Here is an 18,993-nt window from a genome sequence, read left to right as displayed (position 1 = left end):
GCTACGCCACCGGACTGGTCGTGGTGAAGGCGGGGCTGCCGAGCTTCGTCGCGCTCGCCGCCGCCGGCCTGCTGGTCGCGGCGCTCGCGGTCCCGATCGGGTACGCCGCCCTGCGGGTCCGGGGCGCCCCGGCCACCACCGTCGGCACCACCACCCTGGCACCAGGCGCACAACTCCATAGTTCGACGCGGTCGCGGAAAGCGCTTCCACCGGCGCTGACCGGACCGCCGTACCCGAAAGAGGTGTACGCGATGTCGAGATCCCGGCGCGCTGTCGCCGCGACCGCCGCCCTGCTGGCGGCGGTACTGGCCAGCAGCGTGGCCGTTCCGCCGGCGCAGGCCGGCGGCAAGAGGCCACGTGACGTCCACCCGTCCCTGCGACACCACCTCGTCGCCTTCTACGACTTCGACCACCCGGTCCGGGGCGACTCCGCCCGGGAATCCGACCAGGGTCGCTCCGGCACCACGATCGACCTGGTCAACGGCGGTGCCGCGATGCGGGTGCCGGACCGCGCCTATCCCGGCAGCGGGCGGGCCCTGCAGACCCGGCAGGTCAACCCGACCGAGGCCGGCAACGACGACTGGAAGGCCGGGATCTACTCGGCGACCGGCGTACCGAGCCTGCGGGCGTTCAACGCCGTCGAGGGCATCACCGTCATGGGCTGGGTCAAGATGACCGGCGAGAACCCGAGACCCAACTCCAACACCGCCAACCCCGACGACCGGTTCAACGCCATCGGGCTGGCCGGCGTCCTGACCGGTGACTCCGACGGGCACGGCGTACGGGCGCTGCTCGAACTCATCGACGTGAACGGCGAACTGCGGCTGGTCGCGCTCGGCCGGCGACTGGACGGCGGCAACTCGCAGACGTACGCGGCCAGCGAGGACTGGCGTACCCTGCTGCCGGTCGGGGAGTGGGTCTTCCTCGCCGCCACCTTCGACTTCACCACCGGGGCGATGGCGCTCTACCGCAACGGGAAGCCGATCGACGGCTTCTACACCCGTACCGACGACCCGTGGCTGGTCGCCGGGCCGGGCGAGCACCGTACGACGGCGACCGACCCCCGTGGCATCAAGATCGGTGGCAGTTTCCCGCAGGACACCCGGGAGCAGAACCCCTGCGACTGCCGGATGGACTCGCTGATGTTCCTCGACCGGGTCGTCTCCGCCCGCCAGGTCGAGAAGCAGTACCGCCACCTGACCGGGTGACGCTGACCCCCACCCGAACCCCCCCGTCCCCGAGATTGGAGTGACCCGCGTGCGCACCTCATCTCCGCCACGCCTCCGCAGATCCGTGACGGCGGCCTCGCTCACCGCCGCCGCCCTCGTGCTGAGCACCCTGGTCGGGACCGGGCCGGCGCAGGCCGCCGACCCGATCTACGACCCGGTACCGGAACAACAGACCCAGTCGCGGCTCGGCCTCGTGCTCACCGAGTTCGCCGCGTTCCCGAAGTCGGAGCCGAACCCGGCACCCGTCGACGCCCGACTGATGCGACAGGCCCGGATCAACACCATCATGGAGCTGCCCGACGGCTCCGGGCGGCGGGCCGTCCCCGACCTCAACGGCAGCCTCTACCTCGTCCGACCCGGCGGCACGCCGTACGTCTACCTCGACGTGGCAGCCACCTTCGCACCTCGGTTCTTCTCCGGACGCGGCCTCGGCCAGGGCTTCGGCTACGTCGCCTTCCACCCCGAGTTCAGGCGCAACGGCAAGTTCTACACGGTGCACACCGAGGCGGCCTCCTCGACGACCGTGGTGCCGGACTACTCCCAGAGCAGCGTCGTCTACCACGGCATCATCACCGAGTGGACCGCCACCGACCCGACCGCGGAGACCTTCGCCGGCACCCACCGGGAGGTGCTGCGGATCGGCTTCGGCGGCCAGGTGCACGGCATCCAGGAAATCAACTTCGACCCGACCCGGAAGAAGGGCGACCGCGACCACGGCCTGCTCTACATCGCGGCCGGTGACGGCGGCACCGGGGTCCGCAACACCGACCCGCAGAACCTGGCGATGCCGCACGGCAAGCTGCTGCGGATCGACCCGCTCGGCACCAACGCCCCGAACGGGCGCTACGGCATCCCGCCGTCGAACCCGTTCGTCGGGCAGGCTGGTGCGCTCGGCGAGATCTACGCGGTCGGCATGCGGGATCCGCACCGGTTCAGCTGGGACCGCAAGACCGGCAAGATGTATCTCGGCCACATCGGCGAGCACGCCATCGAGGCGATCTACGAGGTGAAGGCCGGCGACAACTTCGGCTGGAGCGAGCGGGAGGGCGCCTTCGTCTTCGACAAGACGTCGACCGCCCCCTGTGACAAGATCTTCCCGCTGCCGGCCGACGACGCGCAGTACGGGTACACGTACCCGGTCGCCGCGTACGACCACGAGCCGGCCCCCGGCTGGAACTGCACCTCGGACGTCGGCGTCGCGGTGGCCGGCGGATTTGTCTACCGGGGTCGGGACGTGCCCGCGCTGCGCGGCAAGTACGTCTTCGGCGACCTGGTCGACGGCCGGGTCCTCTACACCGAGGTCGACCAGATGCGCCGGGGTCGCGACCTGGCCCCGATCCACCGGCTCGCGCTCTTCGACGCGGCCGGCACCCCGGTCCGGATGCAGGACCTCTCCGGCCCCGGGGCGCCCGGCGACCCGAACCGGGTGGACCTGCGGTTCGGCACCGACAACCAGGGCGAGCTGTACATCCTCGCCAAGGCGAACGGCAGGGTCTGGAAGGTGACCGGGACCCGGGAGTACGCCGCCGCCAAGGTCGGCGCCACGTGGGTCCGGGACACCATGCGGCCGTCCAACTGGGCGCCGGTCACCCCGGCGAAGTGGATGTTCACCGGTGACAAGGTGGTCCTGGCCGAGGCCGGTGTGCAGCGTCCGGGTCCGCGGCGTCCGTTCGAGTACGCGGTGCTGACCGCCGGACCGGAGTTCGGCGCGGTGGAGATCCGGGCCGACGTCCGGCTCGACACCCCGGTCGAGGTGACCAACCGGGACGTGATCATCGTCTTCGGCTGGCGGTCGGACACCGAGTTCTACTACGCACACCTCTCCACCGACAACACGATCCTGCCGCACAACGGCATCTTCAAGGTCAACAATGCTGACCGGGAACGGCTCGACTACCAGTGGAACGGACGCTCGGAGGGCGCCGCGCCGGCGGTCACCGACGCGAAGTGGCACGAGGTGCGGGTCAAGCACCTGCCGGCCACCGGCGAGATCGGGGTCTATGTGGACGGTGCGAAGGACCCGCTGATGACGGCCCGGGACACCACGTTCGGCTCCGGGCGGGTCGGTTTCGGCTCCTTCGACAACGTCGGCAGCCTGCGTGACCTGACCGTACGCGGCACGCCGGCGGTCTGAGCCCGGACCGGCAGGCCGGGCCCTCGGCAGTCGGCGGGGATTCCGCCCGAGCCCGCGGTCCGGTCCGCCCCCGTGGCCGGACCGGACCGCCCAGGTCGGTCACCGCCACCCGACTACGGTCGGGTGGCGGTGACCAGCCAGTTGGCGCCGGGGATCCGGACCCCGTCCGGCCCCTGGTAGGGGCGCAGCGCCTCGACCAGCAGCGTCCGGGCCAGCTCCGGGGTGAGGTCGGGGGAGCGTTCGAGGACCGCCCGGACCGGTCCGGAGCCGAGGTAGAAGCCGGTGGCCTCGGCCAGGTCGGTGCCGAACGCCATCGGCAGGTCGAGCGGTTCCGGGCGTACCTCCCGGAAACCGGCGTCGGTGAGCACCGCGGTGAGGTGCGCCGGATCGGCCAGCGAGAACATCGCCGAGTCGGGTAGCCGGCCCGCGCCGCCGTCCAGCGCGGCGATCGGCACCACGTACCAGGCGTTCGCGGTCATCTCGCGGGGACAGAGGAAGACGAGTCGACCCCCGGGCCGGAGCGCACGGCCGATGTTGCGGAACGCGGCGACCGGATCGGCGAAGAACATGATGCCGAACTGGCTGACCGCCACGTCGTACCGGCCCTCGGCGAACGGGTGCACCTGGGCGTCACCCTGCTCGAACGTCACGTTGTCCAGGCCGGCCGCGAGCGCCGACGCCCGGGCCCGCTCCAGCATCACCGCGGAGAGGTCGAGGCCGAGGGCGTGCCCGTGCGGTGCGAGCCGGGCGGCCATCCGGGTGCTCTCCCCGGTGCCACAGCCGATGTCGAGGAGCCGGGTCGTCGGCCCGATCCCGGCGGCGCCCAGCAGCGCCTCGGTCAGCTCCCGGTTCACCGGATCGCCGTCGTTGTGCTCGGCCCAGTGCGCACCCTCGGCGCCGTTCCACGCGACGTCCTGCTCCGTGTTCACGATCCGCGTCATCCCGGTCCCTCTCGTCCGCGTCGCTCCGGTTGAGCCCACCAACCAAGCGTCGGCCCGGTCAGGCATGCGGACAACTGCGGATCCGTCGGGGGTGCCATAAGCTCCGCGCATGCTGGACACCTGGTCGTTGCGGGTACTGGTCGAGGTCGGCGAGCACGGCTCGTTCTCCGCCGCCGCGTCGGCGCTGACCCTGACCCAGCCCGCCGTCTCCCGACAGGTCGCCGGCCTCGAACGACGCCTGGGCGTACCGCTGTTCAGCCGGGTGCCGCGCGGGGTCCGACCGACGCCGGCCGGGGCGGTCGCCATCGAACTCGCCCGCGACGCCCTGGACCGGCTGCGAGCCCTGGAGGCCCGCCTCGCCTCCTTCGCCGGACTGGCCACCGGTGACCTGCGGCTGGCGGCGTTCCCCAGCGCCAACACGTACCTGGTGCCGGAGGCCATTCGCCGGTTCGGCGAGCTTCATCCCGGCGTCACCCTGAGCCTGCGGCAGACCGACCGGGACCGGCCACTGCACGCGGTCCGCAACGGCGAGGTCGACCTGGCGCTGGTCACCGGCTGGCACCTGTACGCGGACCCGGACGAGGCCAGGTACGGCACCGCCGACCCGCCCCGGACCGAGGTCGAGGGCGTCGACCTGCTGCCCCTGTGCGACGAGGAACTCCAGGTGCTGCTGCCGGCGACGCACCGGCTGGCCCGGCGCCGGCGGATCAGACTGGCCGAGTTGGGCGGTGAGAACTGGATCGACGGTGCCTATCCGGACTGTCTCGGGCCGATCGCCCCGCTCGCCGAGGCGCTCGGCTGCCCACCCCGGATCGGCTTCTGGTGCGACGACTGGAACGGCAAGGCCGCCCTGGTGGCGGCGGGTGCCGGCGTCGCGCTCGTACCGACCCTGGCCCAGCCCGGTCTGCGTCGGGACGTGGTGGTGCGGCCCACCATCCCGGCGTTGCCGGCCCGCCGGCTGTACGCGGCCACCGCCGCCGCGGAGTACCGCTCGCCGGCGGCCGCGGCGATGTTGGCTGTCCTCGGTGACCTCACCCGCCAGGGGCCGACCCGTCCGATGCCGGCGCGGCCGACCCGAAGACCATCCGGAAATGCGGCAGGGCGAGGGTGAAGAGCGGTCGACGGCCGGCGAGGTGGGCCAACGCACCGGCGGGATCGATATCCCAGGTCGCGGCGGCCGTGCCCACGGTGGTGCGGCACCCTACCCGGGTGGTCCGGAGCCGCCCGCCGAGCAACTGGGCCACCCGGAAGCGGACCAGCCAGCGTCCGGGCAGCCGACGACCGGTCCGGATCAGCGCCCCCGCGATCGGTCCGGTCGGGGTCCGGGCCGACGCGATGACCCCCTCCACCACCGTCCCGGTCGTCGGGCCATCGTCGCCGATTTCCAACTCGGCCAGCTCCTTGGGGATGCCCCACAGCTCACGGCCGCCGTCCCGGGAGGCCACACTGTCCACCCAGATGTGCGTGATGCTGACCCGGGGCCGCAACCCGGCCCGGACCAGCAGCGCCGAGAGCAACTCGCGGTAGTGCAGCGGCCCGCCGGGCTTGTAGACCACCCAGGCGGCCCCGACCAGCCCGCGACCGGCGAGCGTCACCGGCCGGAACACCCGGGCCAGCCCTTCCGGCAGCCGGGGTAGCTCCGCCCGACGCAGTGCCCAGACCGAGACGTACATCCGGCCACGCAGCCGCCACGGCTCCGGTGGATAGGTCACTCGCCCCTCCTGCTCCGGTCTGTCCTCACCAGTGGCCGGCCCGCCGGTCCCGCCAGGCCCGCCCGTCCGGGTCGTAGATGACACGGTAGGCGGGGACCGCCCAGAGCCGTTGGTGCCACGGCAGCCGCCTGGTCCGGTGCGGGCGGAGCCGACCCGGCGGTCGGGCACCCCGACGGCCACGCTCGTGCCAGGCCTGTAGCGCGTCGGCGGCCCGGTCGACCGCCCGGACCCTCGAGTCGGGATCCAGCAGGTCCCGGTCGTCGGTGACGTCCAGGTGCTCGCGGAGCAGGGCCAATCGCAGATCGCGGGCGAACCGTCGCCGATCGTCGGCCCGTCGGCACGCAGCCGCTGGTCGGGGTCGTCGTCTCCACCGTAGGCCCGTCGCCACCGGCCCGCACCCGGTCACCAACCGGCCGACCGGGTCGACGCCGCGCGGATCCGGTGGGGACCGGCGGCGCCGGCCGCGCTCACCACGTTCGCGGCGGTGGGGGAGGGCCCGGTACGGGTGGGTTGCCGAAACCGCCCGCCACCTGCGCCCGTCGGCGGGCCCGACGGCCACTGCCCACCATCAGCAGGCCGCCGACCAGCATGAGCAGGGCGATCAGCCCGAACACACCGATCACCACCACGGAGGTCCTGTCCCACGGCTGGGCGATGCGCCGGGGCGTACCGTCGTCGCCGGGGCCGAAGTGCTCACCCGCGCGCTCCTTGCCGACCATGACAAACGGCTGCGGTTTCACCTTGGCCGCCGCACGCAACGCCTTCTCGGCGTCGATCACGCCGTACCCGGTCTCCGGATCGTGCCGGTCCGGATGCGAGGCGGTGCGTTCGAGCAGTTCGACGACCTGACGTGGGGCCAGCTTCGGGTACTTGGCCAGGATCAGCGCGGCGACTCCGGAGGTCAACGCCGTCGCCTGCGAGGTGCCCTGACCGGATTTGCGGCCGGTCGAGTTGAACTCGGCACCCCAGATCTGCACGCCGGGCGCGGCCACGTCCACGTACGAGTGGACGCTGGAGAACGGCGCCCGAGCACCGGTCGGGGTACTCGCGGCGACACCGAGCACCCCGGGATAGCCGACCGGATAGCTGACCTGGTTCAGGTGCCTGGCATCGTTGCCGGCGCCCGCGACCACCACGATCCCCTTGCCGAGCGCGTACTGGACCGCCAGCATCTCGTCGGCGTCGTACGCGCCGATCAGGGACTCCGTGCCGAGCGAGAGCGAGATGACCCGGACCTCGGCGGTGTCCGCCGCCTGCCGGATGGCCCGGGCCAGGGTGGTTCCCGGTATCCCGGTCTCGAAGTCCGGGTCCTCGGTGTCCCGGATCGCTCGTAGTCCGAGCACCTTCGCGTCCGGGGCGACGTCAAGCACGTTCGAGGCCATGATCGTGCCGTGTTGGCCGTACCACGACTCCTTCTGGTCGGTCTCGTTGAGGAGGTCCGGCCCCTCGGTGGCACGCCCGTCCAGCAACGGATGCTCGGTGCGGATCCCGGTGTCGATCACCGCGACCGTGATCCCGTCACCACGGCTGATCCGGTGCGCGGCCGGGACCGAGAGTGCGTCGAGTTCCCAGCCCTGGCCGGCGGCGAGGGCCGGTGTCGCGGAGAACAGCAGCACCGTACCGACACCCACACTGACGACGGTCCGCGCCGCCGCCCGGCACCACCGGCTCATTGCCCTTTCACCGTGTTGTCGAAGGTACGTGAGTACGCACCGAGCAGGTCGCGGGCGAGGATCTGGTAGACCCGTAGCTCCTGTTCTCCGGTGTGCTTCCAGTCGGCGGGCAGTTTGCCGTACCGGCGGTTCGGGTCGGCCGGGCCGACGGTGATCGCCGCGAGGTACGGGCCGAAGGGACTGGCTCCCTCGGTGCCGCCGCCGTACCCCAGCTTCTTCTGCCATCCCGCGGCGGCGGTCTTCGGCACCGCCACCGGGATCACCATCGGTCCCGGCCTGTCCGCCACCACGCTGAACCCCGCCCCGGTGATCGTCGCCACCTGATCGTTCGAGCCGACCACACAGAGCGCGATGGTGGCCGCCGCCTCGCCTCCGGTGTCGACGTAGGTCGCCCGCAGGGCGGTGGTGCAGCCTTCCCTGACCGCGATCTCGGCAAGTTTGGCGACCAACGCCTCCGTGCAGTCGCTTTCCTCCGCGACGCCCTGGCGTACCCAGCCCCTCGAATGCTGTCCGAGGGTTGACGGCTCGTTCAGCACGTCCGGGAAGATCTCGTCGGCGCGCAGGTTGTGCCAGGCGAGCGGGATGAACGCGTCGTTGCTGATCTGGATCCGGCGGTTCTTGATCTCGTTGGCGACCAGTCCGCCGGCGGCCAGGAGCGGGAACACGGCGAGCACCGCGGCCAGCACACCGATCACCCGGCGCTTGCGGCCACGCTGCCTACCTCCCGCGTCTGGCGGCTGCGCGGGATGTGCTGGCGGTGGCGCCGGATATCCCGGTGGCGGCGCATGGTGTGCCGGCGATGGCGCGGCATATCCCGGCGGCGCGGCATATCCCGGCGGCGTCGGATGTCCCGTCGGCTGCGGTGGGTAGCCCGCCGGTGCGGGATGTACCGGCGGTGGGCCGACGGTGGGACCGGCCCCGGTCGGCGGTGGAGCACCGGGAGCGCCGGGAGCGCCGGGCGGGAACCCCGCTGGCGGATAGGGCTGCGGCTGCCCGTACGGCGGCGGTTGGTGGTACGGATAGGACGGCTGTGACAACGCGGCGCTCTCTTCCCGCCCCTGAGCCACGTCGGGGCGATCACGAAAATCGGGGACCCGTGACGATGATCAACTGGTGATGTTATACCGATGCGTTCGGTAGGCCCTCGGCGTCGCTCGGGTGAGGAACGGCGGTTGGCGTGGGATGACGCGACTGGACCCGGGGGGTCAGCCGGTCGGTGCCCGGTGTTTCGCGGTCGCGGTGTCTTGGTGGCCCGGCCACCAGGCGGCGTGACCGAGCAGCGCGGTGATCGCGGGGGTGAGGAAGAGCGACATCACGAACGCGACGATGGCGATGCCGACCGAGATGGCGAAGCCCATCTGGGTGAGGGTGCTGTTGCCGGCCAGCATGAGCGAGGCGAACGTACCGGCGAGAATGAGGCCGGCGGCGGCGATGGTCGGCCCGGCGTGCCGGATCGCCATCGCGGCGGCGTCGCGGGGACTGCGTCCCTCCCGGGCCTCCTCGCGGAGCCGGGCGATCATCAGGATGTTGTAGTCGGTGCCGAGCGCGACGACGAACAGATACATGATCACCGGCAGGATGAAGATCAGGCCGGGTTCACCCAGGGCGTCCTGGAAGAGCAGGACCGTGGCGCCGAGGGTCGCGGCGAAACCGAGGCCGACCGAGAGCATCAGGTACCAGGGCGCCACGACACTGCGCAGCAGCAGTCCCAGGATCACCATGATGAGCACGGCGGCGACCGGGAAGACGACCGCGTAGTCGCGGTTGACCGCGGCCTGGATGTCGACGAATACCGCCGTGATGCCGCCGACGAACGCGCTCGTCCCGTCGGGGGCCGCCGCGTGCGCGGTCTTCCGCAGCGGACCGCGTACGGTGCGCAGGGCCGCCGCGGACTGCGGGGTGTTGTCCAGGGTCACCTGGAAGTTCGCCACGGTCCGGTCGGCCGACAGCGTCGGCGGGGCGACCTGGCCGACGCCGGGCACCCGGGTCAGCTCCGTCCGGTACGCGGTCAGCCGGTCGGCCGGCAGTGGGGTTCCGGTGTCCGAGCGCAGGAAGACGTTGGACGGTTCGGTCGCCCCGGCCGGCAGCCCCCTGAGCAGTTCCCGGCTCCAGAGGTTGGATTCCGACTCGGTGGCGGTCGATCCGCTGCTGAGGTCGAAGTTGGGGTGGAAGCCGAGGGCGAAGACCGCGAGCACGATCAACGCGCCACCGGAGACGGCCGCGTACGCTGCCGCCCGGCGGCCCAGCGAGCGGCCGAGGGCGGCGAACCGGGCGCCGCGCGGCTCCCGTCGCCAGGCCCGTGACGGCCAGAACACCTTCGTGCCGAGCAGCGACACCAGCGCCGGGATCAGGGTGAGGCCGGCGAGCAGTGTGGTGGCGACGGCGATGGCCAGCGCGGGGCCGAGGGACCGGAACAGGCCCAGCGTCGACAGGGTCAGGGCCAGGAAGGCGATGATCACCGCTCCGGCGGCCGACGCGATCGCCTCTCCGGCCCGGGCGACCGCGCTGATCATCGACGTCTTCGGATCCTCGCCTAGCCGCAGCCGTTCCCGGTAGCGGAACATCAGGAACAGGATGTAGTCGGTGCCGACGCCGAACAGGACGACGATGAGCATCGCGCTCACCGAACTGTCGGTCTTCAGGTCGAACGCCTCGTTGGCCCAGGCGATCAGACCGGTTGCGACCTGGGAGATCAGGCCGATGGTGAGGACCGGGAGCAGAGCGATGATCGGGCTGCGGAAGATGATCAGGAGCAGTATCACGATCAGGCCGATGGTGGCGACGCCGATGATCAGGTTGGCCCGGTCCCCGGACTTCTCGGCGTCCAGCGCCTGGGCGGCCGTACCGGTGATGCCGGCCTTGAGGCCGGAGCCGGCGAGCTGGTCGCCGAGCGCCTCCCGGAGTGCCTGGACCGCCTTGGTCTGCGCCCGGTCGCCCGGGCCGCTCTGCGGGGTGAGCTGGACCGCGATGATCTGGATCAGCCGGTTGGGCGACGGTGGCGTGGGGGTCAACGCGAGCACGTCGGGGATCTGCCGGGCGGCCAGCGCCTGGCCGATCGCCGCGACCTTCGCCGCGTCGGCGTCGGTCAGCGCCGCGTCGTCCTGCCGTTCGAAGACGATGATCGCCGCAGGGGTGGCGGCCTGGGGAAAGGCGCTCCGCTGCAGTTCGGCGGCCCGGATCGACTCGTAGTGCGTGGGCAGGAAGGACGCCTCGTCGGTGGTGGCGGTCAGCCGGGGCGCCGCGCCGATCACCGCCGCCGCGATCACGACCCAGGCCACGATCACCCAGATCGGGTGCCGGACCACGAACCGTCCCACAGCGGCGAACACCGGCGGCACCTCTCGTGGTCGAGGACTCTCTCCGTGGTCAAGCTAGTCGCTCGAGCTGGCAACATGAGTCGAATCCGCCAGCTTTGTCCGGTACGGGGCGGGGATGGGACCCGTGCCGGAGGCGGGAACCCCGTCCCGCCGGCCCCTTGTCGTGGTGACCGGTAGGCGCTATGTTGTTCTCCACGTGAGAAATACTCGTTCTGAGAATGACTGGATGGTGATGGGCGTGGAGTCGCAGTTCCTGGCCGAGTACGACCCGACGGCCTATCCGGCGGTCGCGGTCACCGTCGACGTGGTGGTGCTGACCATCCGGGACGGGGCGCTCAGCGTGCTGCTCGTCGAACGCGCCGAACATCCGTACCAGGGGCGCCTCGCCCTGCCCGGCGGGTTCGTCCGGGACGAGACCCTCGACGAGGCGGCCCGCCGCGAACTGGCCGAGGAGACCGGGCTGCGGCCCGGCGAGGACGCGCTGGCCCGGGTCCACCTCGAACAGCTCCGCAGCTACGGCGATCCGGTCCGGGATCCGCGGATGCGGGTCGTCTCGGTGGCCTACCTGGCCTTCGCGCCGAGCCTGCCGGACCCGCGTGCCGGCGGCGACGCCGCGAAAGCCGGCTGGTTCCCGGTCGGGACGGCCCGGGACCTGGCCTTCGACCACGACACCGTGCTCGCCGACGGACTGGAGCGCGCCCGCGCCAAACTCGAGTACAGCCCGCTGGCCGCCGCGTTCCTCGGTCGGGAGTTCACCATCGCCGAACTGCGCGCCGTCTACGCCGCCGTGTGGGGGGAGCAGTTGCACGCCGGCAACTTCCACCGCAAGGTGCTCTCGGTGCCCGGGTTCGTGGAGAGCACCGGGGGAACCACCAGCCGGGGCGGCGAACGCGGTGGGCCCCGGGCCCGGCTCTACCGGAAAGGCGACGCCGTCCTGCTGCACCCGGCACTGCTCCGGCCCACCCGTGAGGAGCAGGTGAGATGACCTCGACGAGGCCGGTCGATTTTGACGACGCCGTCGCGCTGGTCCAGCGGACGGACGATCCCGCCGAGGTGTTCGTCGACGGGGTCACCACGTACCGCCGACTGGTGAAGCTCCTGCACCCCGACGTGGCGCCGGCCGGCCGTACCGCCGTTGCCACCGCGGCCATGGCCCGGCTCGCCGCGCTCTGGGCCGCGACCACCCCCGTCATCCAGACCCGCCGACGCCGCTGGGTCGTCGGCACCGGCCACACCACCGGTGACCTCACCACCCTGCGCGAGGTCACCGACGGTGACCTGCGCGGCCTGCTCAAACTGCCCCGCGACCCGGCCGACAACGACCTGGTCCGAGCCGAGATCGACGCGCTCACCCGGCTCGCCGCCGAGGGCGACCCGCGACATCGGGCGTACGCGCCCCAACTGCTGGACACCGTCACACACGACGACCCGGCCACCGGGGTACGCCGTACCGGGCTGGTGCTGGAACACCTTGCCGGCTTCGTCAGCCTCGCCGAGGTGGCCCGGCACTTCCCCGACGGGCTCGACCCGCGCGACGCCGCCTGGATGTGGCGACGGCTGCTGGTCGGTCTCGGCTGGGCGCACCGGGCCGGCCTCGTGCACGGTGCGGTCCTGCCCGAACACGTCCTCGTCCACCCCGCCGCACACGGGCTCGCCCTCGTCGACTGGTGCTACTCGGTCCGGCCCGGCGAACGGATCCCCGCGATCGTCGCCCGCCACCGCGACCACTATCCGCCCGAGGTCTCGGGACGGCGACCCGCCACCCCGGCCACCGACCTCTACGCCGCCGCCGACCTGATGACCCGACTGATCGGCCCCCGACTGCCGGCACCACTGCGCCGCTTCGCCGACGGCTGCCGGCTCGACCGCCCGGCCATGCGCCCCGACGACGCATGGCGTCTCCTCGCCGAACTCGACGACCTGCTGCACCAGCTCTACGGCCCCCGCCGCTTCCGACCCTTCACCCTGCCGGTCTGACCAGAGGATCAGCCGGGATCACCCTGCCGGTCTGACCAGAGGATCAGGCCCCCACCCCGAAAGGAACCTGTCATGGGCAGTGGACGTTGGTCCACCGACGTGTACGCGGCCGCCGCGAGCTACCGCGCGGCCACCGGTACGAGCGCCTTCGCGTACAGCGACAGCGGTGCCCGCACCGTGCATCCCGACCTCGACCCGCGCGGCGTGACCGACCGGGAGAGCCGGGACAGTGCCGAACACCCCACCTCGACGCCGATCGCCGTGCTGTTCGACGTCACCGGCTCGATGCGGGCGGTGCCCCGGGTGCTGCAGGCCAAGCTGCCGCAGCTGCTCGGGCTGCTGCTCCGCAAGGGCTACGTCACCGACCCGCAGATCATGTTCGGCGCGATCGGTGACGCCACCTGTGACCGGGTGCCGTTGCAGGTCGGCCAGTTCGAGTCGGACAACCGGATGGACGACCAGCTGGCGAAGATCGTGCTGGAGGGCGGCGGTGGCGGGCAGCGCACCGAGTCGTACGAGCTGGCGATGTACTTCATGGCCCGGCACACCGCGTTGGACAGCGTGCGGCAGCGCGGCCGGCGCGGCTACCTGTTCCTGATCGGGGACGAGTTGCCGTACGACCGGGTCAAGCCGGCCGAGGTCCGCAAGATCATCGGCGACGAGCTGGCCGAGCCGATCCCGGTCAAGGAGATCGTCCGCGAGCTGTCCCGCAGCTTCGAGGTCTACTACATCCTGCCGAGCGGAGCGAGCTACGCCGGCGACGCGGGCATCCTGGACGCCTGGCGGGACCTGCTCGGCCAGAACGTGCTGGAACTCGACAACCTCGACGCGGTCTGCGAGACCATCGCGCTCACCATCGGCCTGGCCGAGGACTCCATCGACCTCGACACCGGACTGCGTGACCTCGACGACGTCGGTTCCACCGCCGGTCCGTCGGTCGGCCGGGCGTTGGCGCCGCTGCGTCGAGACCTGGTCGCCCGGACCTCGGTGCCGCTCACCGGCCTGCGGTCCGGCAGCGGCGACGGGACCATCCGGCTGTGACACACGTGGTCGTGGTCGACCTCGGCTACGGCGACGCGGGCAAGGGCACGACCGTGGAGTGGGTCTGCGCGCGACAGCCGGTCACCGCGGTGATCCGGTTCAACGGGGGTGCGCAGGCCGCCCACAACGTGGTGACGCCGGACGGGCGGCACCACACCTTCGCCCAGTTCGGGTCGGGGACGCTGGCCGGCGTCCCCACCCACCTGTCGCGGTTCGTCGTGGTCGACCCGCTGGCGCTGGCGGCCGAGGCCGAGCATCTGGCCCGGCTCGGCGTACCGGACCCGTTCGGGCTGCTCACCGTGGACGGCGACGCGTTGCTGGCGACGCCGTGGCACCGCGCCGCCAACCAGGTCCGGGAGCTGCGTCGGGGTGCCGGGCGGCACGGTTCGTGCGGCCTCGGCGTCGGCGAAACCATGCGGTACGCGTTGACCTGGACCGACGCGCCCCGGGCCGCCGACGTACGGGACCCGGCCCGGCTGCGTCGCCGGTTGACCGCGGTACGCGACCGGCTCGTCGACGAACTGCGGTCCGCCGACACCCCGCCGGTCGACGCCGCCTCGGTCGGGGCGGCTCTGCTGCGCGACTGTCCGCCGGTCGACGACGTGATGGCGGCGTTCCAGGCCTTCGGGGCGGCGGTGCCGGTGGTGGACGGAGAAGCCGTCCGGCGTCGCCTGCTCCGGGCCGGGCCCTGCGTCTTCGAGGGCGCCCAGGGGGTGCTGCTCGACGAGTGGTACGGCTGGCACCCGTACACCACCTGGTCGACGACAACCTTCGACAACGCGGCAACCCTGCTCGCCGAGGCGGACCAGTCGGCGCTGCGGCTCGGCGTGGTCCGGACGTACACCACCCGGCACGGCGCCGGCCCGTTGGTGACCGAGGACCCGACGCTGTCCGTTCCGGAGCCGCACAACGGAACCGGCCGCTGGCAGGGGCCGTTCCGGGTCGGGCACTTCGACGCGGTGGCCCACCGGTACGCGGTGCAGGTCTGCGGCGGGGTGGACGCGCTCGCGGTGACCCACGCCGACGTACCGGAACGGACACCCGCGCTGCGGATCTGCACCGGTTACGAGGTGGCCGGGACGCCGCTGCGGCAGCTGGTGCCCGGCCGCCGGGGTGACCTGACCCACCAGGCGCGGCTCACCGACCTGCTCCGGCAGGCCGGGCCGGCGGAGCTGCACCGGCCGGACGACTGGCCGTCGGCGATCGGTGAGCTGCTCGGCCTGCCGGTGCTGGTGACGTCGTACGGCCCGCGCGCCGGCGACAAGCACCCCGGCGCGCTCGCCCGCCGGCTCGACGCCGAGGTCGCAGCGGCCGGGCGGCCCGGGTAGGTCGGCGACGACCGACCCACCCGAGCCGCCCGGTGCCGCTGCCCGGGGCGCCGGCCCCGGGCAGCCACTCAGCCGAGCGGATTGAGCAGCTCGGCCCGGCCCTCGAAGGCGAAGAGCAGCAGGTCGACCATCCGGAACCGCGCCTCGTCCGGGCCCAGGGTCGGCCGCCAGGCCGGGTCCCGCAGGATGGAGTCGCGGCTGCCCTCGATGGCCCGGTGGAACACCTCGGCGACGATCCGGGCACCGACCCCGTCGAGCCGCCCGCCGTTGAACTCGGCCTCGCGCAGGATGTAGAACCACAGTGGCGTGTTGCTGGTCAACGCGTCCTTCTGCGCGTCGCTCAGCCCGTCCAGCACGGCACCGTCGGCGCCGTGCAGGATCTCGTCGGGCTTGAGCGGCACCAGGTCGAGGAACTCGGCCATCTGCTGACCGCTGGCGAGCCGGACCATGACGGCCCGGGTCAGGTTGCGGAAGGCGAGGTTCCGCTCGAGGTCGGTCGGCGCGGTGCCGCGTCCGCCGAAGGACCCGAGCGGCAGGTTGCGCAGCGGGTCCACCAGCAGGGTGTCGATCCGCCGGGTCAGGTTCAGCCCGGGACCCTCCCGCTCCGGGTCGACCACCAGGTCGTCGCGGCCGGCCTCGGCGAAGTCGTAGAGCCGGCGGAAGTCGGCGATCCAGTTCGTCGGCAGCCGTTCGAACGAGCCGGACTCGGGATCGTCGAGCGCGCCGTCGGGGGAGAGGTTGCCGCTGGTTCCGGAGAACTGGAACAGCAGCTCCAGGGTGCCGGCCGGGAAACCGGTGGTGGTCCCGGTACGGAAGATCCGGTTCCAGTCGTACACCTCCCGGACCATGCTGTGCCCGAGCCGGTACGCCGCGACGGAGAACTCGATCGGCATGGTCGGCCGGTCGCCCGGCTGCACCCAGCGGCCCCGGTTCCGGCGGTCGTAGCCGGGGGAGACCTCGAAGAACCGGCGCCCGTTGGTGAAGACGTCGTCCACCACCTCGGGCGAGACGATCCGGGGCAGGAAGTCGGTGCGCAGCATCCACTGGTAGTGCTTCACCACGACCGACCGGGCGGCCCGGAACAGCGCCGGCCCGGCGAGGCCGCCGCTGGCGAGCTGGTCGACCACCCGGTTGTGGAACCGGATGAACGCCAGGTGGGTCTGGGCCACCGCGAGGTTCTCGTCGTTGCGGGCGTCCGGGATCAGCGCGGCCCGGCGCTCCCGCTTCGTTGAGCCCAGCCCGGACCGGGGCAGGTCGAAGCCGTCGAGGTCCTGGTTGGCGGCGGGGTCGACCGGCGGCGGTCCGGAGACCGCGGCGGTCCGCCCCACCAACAGGTGCACACCGTCGTCGGCGTAGAAGGTCCGGTCGTTCCGGTCGGTCGGGCCGCGCCCGTAGAGCGAGTCCAGGTCGAGCGCAGGCGACCGGCCCTGGAGCAGGTCGTCCACCGAGACGTCCGAGCCGAGTGCGGCGGCGGTGGCGTCCATGGTCAGGTCGTGGTCGACGAACTGGCCGAGGTAGGTGTAGCCGGCGGGAACCGCCGGGTCCGTCGAGTCGGTGGAGACGCCGGCGACCATCGCCCGGGCCAGTGCGGCGCGTAGTTCCTCCGACGGCTGCTCACCCTGCGGGCCGAGCCGGGAGAACCGGAACTTGCGCAGCTCCGCGGTTGTCGACGGCCGTCGCGCGGTCGGCTGCCGTTGCGCGTCGAAGGAGAGCAGGCCCTCGCCCTCGACGAGGTAGTCCTCCCGCATGTGCCGTTTCATCAGTCGTTCCTCCCTCGTGACGACCGGCGGCCGGCCGGGCCACCCGACAGCGGAGGACACCAATGGAAAATGCGCACGATTACGCGCGGAAAAGAGCCCCCGTGAACGTCCGCGATCGGCGCGGACCAGTCGATGTGGCGCGGTTCGGAATGCCGGTCTGGTCGACTGACCCCAGAGTCCGTCGCGTGTGCCGCAGCGTCCACCTACTGTCGACGTTGCGACTCCGGCAACCCAATCCAATTACGATTTGAATTTGCCCGATTACTCTCCGGAATTGATGTCCGGGTCTACGGCGTCTCAATCTTCAACGGGTACGGGACGAAGGTGCTGCGGTTCTCGTCCAGGTCCAGCCGGCGGCCGATCGGTGCGGCGGCCCGCTGCGGGCAGGTCAACCGCTCGCAGGTCTTGCAGCCGGGCCCGATCGGGGTCGCCGCCCCGGTCGCCTGCAGGTCCCGCCCGGCGGAGTAGACGAGCCGCCCGGCGTGCCGCAACTCGCAGCCGAGCCCGATCGCGAAGACCTTGCCCGGCTGGCCGTACCCGCCGTGGTGCCGGGTGACGGTCCGGGCGATCCAGAGATAGCGCTGCCCGTCCGGCATCGCGGCCACCTGGGTCATCACCCGGCCCGGTGCGCTGAACGCCTCGTAGACGTTCCAGAGTGGACAGGTGCCGCCCGAGCGGGAGAACGGGAAACCGGTCGCCGACTGGCGTTTGGACATGTTGCCGGCCCGGTCGACCCGGACGAAGGAGAACGGCACGCCGCGCGCCCTCGGCCGCTGCAGGGTGCTCAGCCGGTGGCAGACACTCTCCCAACCCATCACGAAGTGGTCGGTGAGCAGCCCGATGTCGTACCGCCGGGTCTCGGCGGCCTCGAGGAACTCCCGGTACGGCAGGATCAGCGCGGCGGCGAAGTAGTTGGCCAGCCCGACCCGCAGCAGGATCTGCGTCTGTACGTCGTAGATCCGCTCTTCCTCGATTATTTCGTCGATGACGTCGGCGTATTCCAGCAGGGCGATCTGGGCACCCATCCGGATCGCCTCCTGCCCGGAACGCAACGACGTCGACAGGTGCAGGGTGCGGCTCTGCGGCCGGTAGCGGTGCAGTTCCCCGGCGAGCGCGTCGGTCTCCTCGCGCACGATCCGTACCCCGTGCCGGTCGGCGAGCCGGTCGGTCAGCGCGGACCGGGCCTCGCCGCGCCGGATCCCGATCTCGGCGGCCAGCGCCTCGGCCGCCTCGTCCAGGTCCGGCACGTAGTTCTGGCGCCGGTAGAAGAAGTCGCTCACCTGGTCGTGCGGGCTGCGTCCGGGGACCAGCTCCCGGTCGCCGACCACCTCGGCGAGCTGGTCGTTGGTCTGCCGGTAGCGGCGGTAGAGGTCGATCACCGCCTCGGCGACCTCGGGCAGTTTGCCGGCCAGCTCGGTCAGGTCGGGCAGGGTGGCCCGGGCCGGCAGTGCCTCACGCAGTTCGGCCACCAGCCGTGGCGTGTCGTGCGGGGCGAAGTACGCGGTGTCGACGCCGAAGACCTCGGTGATCCGGATCAGCACCGGCACGGTCAGCGGGCGGGTGTCGTGTTCGAGCTGGTTGAGATAGCTGGGGGAGATGCCGAGCTGGCGGGCCAGTTCGATCTGGCTGACGCCGTGCTCCTCACGCAGCCGCCGCAGTCGCGGGCCCGCGAACGTCTTGACCATGGCGCCTCCCAACGCCGGTGATCAGCTCACATTAACACAACTGTTAAGAAAGCCATTCGCAACTTCGCAAAATAGGGGTGGTGGATTTTCAATAATTCGCCGTTTCCGTATCTCGACCCCACGATCGGGCCCGTGTCATGGTTCGGTCGAACACCGGTGAACGGTTACGTGATCACCGACCCCGAAGGAGCATACG

The 18,993-nt window shown here is 71.8% G+C and carries 15 protein-coding genes; 7 read left to right on the top strand and 8 right to left on the bottom strand.

Annotation, left to right across the window (positions count from 1 at the left end; translation table 11 throughout):
• On the top strand, nucleotides 1-1,208 hold a 1,208-nt coding region (locus ABGB21_RS30335; protein ID WP_347680650.1), incomplete at its 5' end, for a LamG-like jellyroll fold domain-containing protein.
• An 85-nt stretch (nucleotides 1,209-1,293) separates the two neighbouring features.
• Nucleotides 1,294-3,363 (top strand): PQQ-dependent sugar dehydrogenase, encoded by a 2,070-nt coding sequence (locus ABGB21_RS30330; RefSeq protein WP_347656685.1) that lies wholly within the window; start codon nucleotides 1,294-1,296, stop codon nucleotides 3,361-3,363.
• Nucleotides 3,364-3,476: 113 nt separating this feature from the next.
• Here the strand turns inward: ABGB21_RS30330 and ABGB21_RS30325 are convergent, their stop codons facing one another.
• Entirely contained in the window at nucleotides 3,477-4,304 is an 828-nt protein-coding gene (locus ABGB21_RS30325; protein ID WP_347680648.1) for a methyltransferase domain-containing protein, read from the bottom strand.
• A 109-nt stretch (nucleotides 4,305-4,413) separates the two neighbouring features.
• On the opposite strand from ABGB21_RS30325, the gene ABGB21_RS30320 reads away from it, so the two are divergent.
• Nucleotides 4,414-5,415 carry a LysR family transcriptional regulator gene (locus ABGB21_RS30320; RefSeq protein WP_347680646.1) on the top strand — a complete coding sequence of 334 codons (1,002 nt, stop codon included), beginning with the start codon at nucleotides 4,414-4,416 and terminating at the stop codon, nucleotides 5,413-5,415.
• Here ABGB21_RS30320 and ABGB21_RS30315 read toward each other — a convergent pair.
• The 5 genes from ABGB21_RS30315 to ABGB21_RS30295 all read right to left on the bottom strand — a co-directional run bounded on the left by ABGB21_RS30315 (nucleotide 5,336) and on the right by ABGB21_RS30295 (nucleotide 11,018).
• Nucleotides 5,336-6,016: an acetoacetate decarboxylase family protein gene (locus tag ABGB21_RS30315; RefSeq protein WP_347680644.1), complete on the bottom strand. Its 681-nt coding sequence runs from the start codon at nucleotides 6,014-6,016 to the stop codon at nucleotides 5,336-5,338. The two genes, ABGB21_RS30320 and ABGB21_RS30315, sit on opposite strands and share 80 nt — an antisense overlap.
• Before the next feature lie 25 nt (nucleotides 6,017-6,041).
• Nucleotides 6,042-6,311 (bottom strand): hypothetical protein, encoded by a 270-nt coding sequence (locus tag ABGB21_RS30310; RefSeq protein ID WP_347680642.1) that lies wholly within the window; start codon nucleotides 6,309-6,311, stop codon nucleotides 6,042-6,044.
• Between the two features lie 172 nt (nucleotides 6,312-6,483).
• Nucleotides 6,484-7,689, bottom strand: coding sequence for a S8 family serine peptidase (locus ABGB21_RS30305; protein WP_347680640.1), 1,206 nt, complete (start codon nucleotides 7,687-7,689; stop codon nucleotides 6,484-6,486).
• Nucleotides 7,686-8,384 carry a hypothetical protein gene (locus ABGB21_RS30300; RefSeq protein WP_347656674.1) on the bottom strand — a complete coding sequence of 233 codons (699 nt, stop codon included), beginning with the start codon at nucleotides 8,382-8,384 and terminating at the stop codon, nucleotides 7,686-7,688. Before ABGB21_RS30300 ends, ABGB21_RS30305 begins: the two co-directional genes overlap by 4 nt.
• Before the next feature lie 510 nt (nucleotides 8,385-8,894).
• The gene (locus ABGB21_RS30295) at nucleotides 8,895-11,018 is read right to left on the bottom strand and encodes an MMPL family transporter (RefSeq protein ID WP_347680638.1); all 2,124 of its coding nucleotides are present in this window, start codon (nucleotides 11,016-11,018) and stop codon (nucleotides 8,895-8,897) included.
• 220 nt (nucleotides 11,019-11,238) lie between these two features.
• Here ABGB21_RS30295 and ABGB21_RS30290 point away from each other — a divergent pair, with 220 nt between their 5' ends.
• The 4 genes from ABGB21_RS30290 to ABGB21_RS30275 all read left to right on the top strand — a co-directional run bounded on the left by ABGB21_RS30290 (nucleotide 11,239) and on the right by ABGB21_RS30275 (nucleotide 15,352).
• On the top strand, nucleotides 11,239-11,991 hold the full coding sequence (locus ABGB21_RS30290) for an NUDIX domain-containing protein (protein WP_347680652.1): 753 nt from the start codon (nucleotides 11,239-11,241) through the stop codon (nucleotides 11,989-11,991).
• Entirely contained in the window at nucleotides 11,988-12,983 is a 996-nt protein-coding gene (locus ABGB21_RS30285) for a lipopolysaccharide kinase InaA family protein (RefSeq protein WP_347680636.1), read from the top strand. Before ABGB21_RS30290 ends, ABGB21_RS30285 begins: the two co-directional genes overlap by 4 nt.
• 72 nt (nucleotides 12,984-13,055) lie before the next feature.
• The gene (locus ABGB21_RS30280) at nucleotides 13,056-14,024 is read left to right on the top strand and encodes a hypothetical protein (protein ID WP_347656668.1); all 969 of its coding nucleotides are present in this window, start codon (nucleotides 13,056-13,058) and stop codon (nucleotides 14,022-14,024) included.
• Nucleotides 14,021-15,352, top strand: coding sequence for an adenylosuccinate synthetase (locus tag ABGB21_RS30275; protein WP_347680634.1), 1,332 nt, complete (start codon nucleotides 14,021-14,023; stop codon nucleotides 15,350-15,352). The genes ABGB21_RS30280 and ABGB21_RS30275 overlap by 4 nt, the downstream gene beginning before the upstream one ends.
• A 68-nt stretch (nucleotides 15,353-15,420) precedes the next feature.
• On the opposite strand, the gene ABGB21_RS30270 is transcribed toward ABGB21_RS30275, so the two are convergent.
• The gene (locus ABGB21_RS30270; RefSeq protein ID WP_347656664.1) at nucleotides 15,421-17,112 is read right to left on the bottom strand and encodes a heme peroxidase family protein; all 1,692 of its coding nucleotides are present in this window, start codon (nucleotides 17,110-17,112) and stop codon (nucleotides 15,421-15,423) included.
• A gap of 287 nt (nucleotides 17,113-17,399) precedes the next feature.
• The gene (locus tag ABGB21_RS30265) at nucleotides 17,400-18,797 is read right to left on the bottom strand and encodes a short-chain fatty acyl-CoA regulator family protein (protein WP_347656662.1); all 1,398 of its coding nucleotides are present in this window, start codon (nucleotides 18,795-18,797) and stop codon (nucleotides 17,400-17,402) included.
• Nucleotides 18,798-18,993 lie beyond the last annotated feature (196 nt).

This window comes from Plantactinospora sp. B24E8 (assembly GCF_039871735.1).
In the GTDB taxonomy this organism is placed as follows: Bacteria; Actinomycetota; Actinomycetes; order Mycobacteriales; family Micromonosporaceae; genus Plantactinospora.
The sequence above is the reverse complement of the archived record's forward strand: the minus strand, read 5'-3'. Positions and strand labels throughout refer to the sequence as shown.